The organism is Microbispora sp. H10670 (genome assembly GCF_014161385.1).
GTDB lineage: Bacteria > Actinomycetota > Actinomycetes > Streptosporangiales > Streptosporangiaceae > Microbispora > Microbispora triticiradicis.
Genome location: NZ_JABBWW010000068.1, coordinates 1 through 3,744 on the forward strand (window position 1 = coordinate 1; position 3,744 = coordinate 3,744).

The 3,744-nt window shown below is 62.2% G+C and carries 3 protein-coding genes and 1 tRNA gene; 1 reads left to right on the forward strand and 3 read right to left on the reverse strand.

Features of this window, described 5'->3' with window-relative positions; genetic code table 11:
• Window positions 1–213 precede the first annotated feature (213 nt).
• The 3 genes from HHX33_RS35380 to HHX33_RS34485 all read right to left on the reverse strand — a co-directional run bounded on the left by HHX33_RS35380 (window position 214) and on the right by HHX33_RS34485 (window position 2,875).
• On the reverse strand, window positions 214–579 hold the full coding sequence (locus tag HHX33_RS35380; protein ID WP_310741647.1) for a DUF6247 family protein: 366 nt from the start codon (window positions 577–579) through the stop codon (window positions 214–216).
• A 292-nt stretch (window positions 580–871) separates the two neighbouring features.
• On the reverse strand, window positions 872–2,422 hold the full coding sequence (locus HHX33_RS34480) for a DUF5655 domain-containing protein (RefSeq protein WP_182878230.1): 1,551 nt from the start codon (window positions 2,420–2,422) through the stop codon (window positions 872–874).
• A gap of 368 nt (window positions 2,423–2,790) precedes the next feature.
• Window positions 2,791–2,875 (reverse strand) — tRNA-OTHER (locus HHX33_RS34485).
• Between the two features lie 361 nt (window positions 2,876–3,236).
• On the opposite strand from HHX33_RS34485, the gene HHX33_RS34490 reads away from it, so the two are divergent.
• Complete coding sequence (locus tag HHX33_RS34490; RefSeq protein WP_182878231.1) at window positions 3,237–3,650, forward strand: hypothetical protein; 414 nt, start codon at window positions 3,237–3,239, stop codon at window positions 3,648–3,650.
• The last annotated feature ends 94 nt before the right edge of the window (window positions 3,651–3,744 follow it).

Consider the following 3,744-nt stretch of genomic DNA (forward strand, 5'->3'; position numbering starts at 1 on the left):
TACCTCCTCGCGGCGCCGCTGCTCCTGGGGGGTGAAGCCGCCGCCTTGGGCATACCGCACACCTTGGTCATACAGACCAAATCAGCCCTCGTCAGCTCACCGACAAGACCCATTTAAGTTCCGTAGTACCCCGGCCAGATACCGCAAGGCATACTCGGGAAGGGCCGCGATCTGTTCTTGAGCGACGGGATCGGGCTCGACGATCGAGTACACCTACCGCTCGACCCCACGCTCCGCCAGCAGTTGGCGCCACGTCTTATCGCCTCGAGGGATCGACTGGCCGGCGTCAGCCAGTTCCTGGACACGGGCAGCCCGCTCGTAGACATCTCTGCGCCCCTGCTGATCTTTGGCCGAGTCGCACGCGATCAGCCACCAGGTATGGATGAACTCGCTCAACCGACCGAGGTCCAAGCTGGCGCGGACCTCAGCCAGGACGACATCAAGACCTGCATCGAACCCATCCCGGTCCTGTGGCACGACCAACGCTCTACGGATGGCACGCAGGTTCTTCTCCGGCAGGGGACCTTCGGGGGTGAACTCCTGCGGTTGCGCGCTGTACAGGCACTCGATGCGGCCCAGGCAAACACAGGACCTGGGAAGGTGATTTGGCCCGCGGGCCGACGCGCGACTCCAGGACGTGACTCACCGACCACTGGGGCGGCACGAGCAGCGGCCACTGCCTGGCAGAGATCGAGATGAGAACCAGTGCCGTAGGGGCTGTGTCAGCGCCCCCTCTCGGAGCGCAGGATCTCCTCATGCCGCTCGGCAAGGTCCAGCTTGGCCTCGAACGACGCGGACAGGAGGTCGCGCTCCCCGACATGCCTCAGGCTCACCTTCGAAACCCAAACCACCTGATCAAACAGTTCTCCGTTCAACTGGCTTCATAGCTCTGCTGGATCAACGGGAACGCTCTCTCCAGGTCCTTTTGGCTTCGTACCCGAAGCTCGAGATCCCCCGTGCCAAAATGACCGATGTTACGCATGTCCCGACTGAAGCCCTCCTCTAACTGAATGGAGTCGGGATCGACCTTCACGAAGATGAGGAGCTCGTTGGCTTGAGGGTGAACCTCTATGCAGGCGAAGTTCTGGGTCCGCTGGAAGGCGATGTAGAGCTTGCGGGTCTTCTTGACGACATCGTCTCCAAGCGCCTGAATCTGCGTTTCTAGCCGGTCGTACAGGACGGCCAGTGGCCGTCGCGCGCGGGCGAGGTTCTCCTCGACAACGCTGGTCACTGCGGAGGGCACGTCGATGTCGGCGGGCGCGGGCTCGTGCTCCATATCTACGGCGAGCAAGTCGTTGAGCGCGTCGATGACAACGTCCTGTCCATAGGCCAGCATCTCGGGGGTGAGAGACGGACGCTTCGCATAATCAGCGCCGATCACCGGGCTGAGAACCCGCTCCGCCCCGGGTAGCTGCCTGAGGTGCCGCAGAAGCCGTTCTAGACGTTCCGTGGCTACGCCCCGACCGCGCATCCACTCGAAGTTGATCGAAAGTACCGGCTTGTCCACATCGGCGTAGATACTCCACACCGACGCCTCCGCTGCCCCCACCCGGAAGGAGGCGGTCACCGATGGGAAGGCCCCCGTACCGAATGAATATCCCCGGAAGGCGAGATGGCTCTCTGCATGGCGGTACACCGCGAGCAAGGTGCTGTACGCCGGACCTGCGCTGTTCTCGAGGCCCTGCAACAGGCTGCGTTCATCCCATTGCCCCCCTGAAGGCACCAACGCCGGCCCACCGCCGTCTGTCGCCGCTTTGAGGGTGAGATCGTCAGGATTCACTGAGTCACCGAGCACCGTCAGGATCGCCTGAGCCACCTTCTCCAGCCAGTCGATAACCTCGACGACATCCCCGTCGTTCAGTTCCGCGCGTGCCGGCGGCGGGGCTGGATTGCGGTCCGCCGTGTGTGCAATGCGGTTCCGCCGATCGATGATCTCGTCCAGGCGCTCCCTGATCTGATCAGGCTTGACCTGGGGCCCTGTTGCGCTCATCACTTCAGCGACCTTTCGCCAGAGGTCGCCCTCGACAACGTGCGAAAGGCCCTCCTTAATTTGGGCAGGTCTCTGATGGGTGGAGCGCGCGAACCTCTCGCCCCAGCAGCGCCGTAGCACCTCACCCAACTCCCCATTGCCTTGGTACACGCGTTCGAAGGCATCGACCGGAATTTCCAGTTTTGAGAAACGCGGAGGCCGCGGCAGATCCGGGTTGAGCGCCAGAACTACGGCCCTCTCTGTGATCTCCCGTGTTATCCAATGGTCCAATCCAGCCACAGACTGCGACCACGCCGCTCGGTACATGTCCTTAACGTCCACCACGCCGGCACGCATGGCAGCAAGCGCCCGCCCCGCCTTCACAAGCCCACGCGCGAAATCGAGATTCTCAAGGAACTCGTCGAACGCCGTGATGGGCTCGCTCGTCGGCATGACTTCTCCTACCGGGGGGGTTGCAGCATTTTCCCTGGCGCCCCAGGGTCTATTGATCAACTGCAGGGAGACCAGGAGATCACTCTGGTGTCAGGTGGTCAAGGCAGACTGCGGGAGCGCCTGTGCAAGCGCGGAGTCTGTTCGCGCTCGGTAGGCAGGGTAGTGGCTGGCCGGGCACCTCTCCTGAGAAACGGCCACCACGCCTCCCCCGGCGTCTATGAACTGCGGAGTAAGACCTCCCAGCGATCCCAAGTGACTCGGTCTCTAGCCTCGCGGGTGACGAGCGCGAACCTCGGAGGAGCATAGAACCAATGGCAGCCCGAAAACACGGAGCCCCGCGGCGTGATCGCTACGGGGCTTGTTCTGGCTGGTGGGCGGTACTGGGTTCGAACCAGTGACCCCTCGCTTGTAAGTCAACCCAGGAAAGGGCGGGACCAGCACCGCCACCCGCCCTGACCTGGGCGTACGGTCCACCGTTGTCCACCGCTGTCCAGGCTCGTCCACGGCGATTGTCACCCAGATAGTCACTCAGTACGCCCGCGAGCGTGGGAGACGTCTTTGCAGCCAGTCTGGCCAAGACCATCGAGACGGTAGAGATTGATCAGGCCCGTTTCTGGCCTGCGATCACACGAGATCAACCTAGATGGCCTGTACGGGTCGTCTTGGTGCTTCTCGTCGCTTTTGAGACGATAACCGCAAGAGTAACCGCTCGGCATCGCTGCACATACCTGATATTCTGACCGGCTGGCCTTCCTGCGGCCACCGTCCTACTTATTCTCGGACGCCCCCGGTGTATGCAAAGGAGCGTGCGCCCATGACCGAGGCGCTCATCAACTATGTCGGAGAGATTCCTTATCGGCCAGGCGGAGCCGTAGAGCTACACCCGTTCGTGCCGTGTTTTGAGGTGACAATGGGCGATGAACCGCTGTTCAAGGTCTGGGTACAGCTCTCCTGGGAGGGCAGCATCAACGCCATACGACAGCTCGAAGGGCAGGGATTCCCGGCCACGGCCGCCGAGCAACTCGTTAGTCAAGCCCTGGTGCTGCATGGTACGCGACGCCTGGAACAAGTCGTCATTGAGTGGCTTAGCACCGACACCAAGCCACTTAATACATCCGACGTGTGGAACCTAACCACTGACGACGTGCTGCATCTGCTAGCTCCAGTACGGCGCAAGGTGTGCAGCAACCAGCAGCGTGAACCACTCCGACTTTCGTGGAGGCCCTGAAGCCAGCATCATCTGCTGGCGGAAGGGAGAATCACGTCACGATGCCAGCCCCGAGGAAGTACCCCCAAGAGCTTCGCGAGCGCGCGGTGCGCAT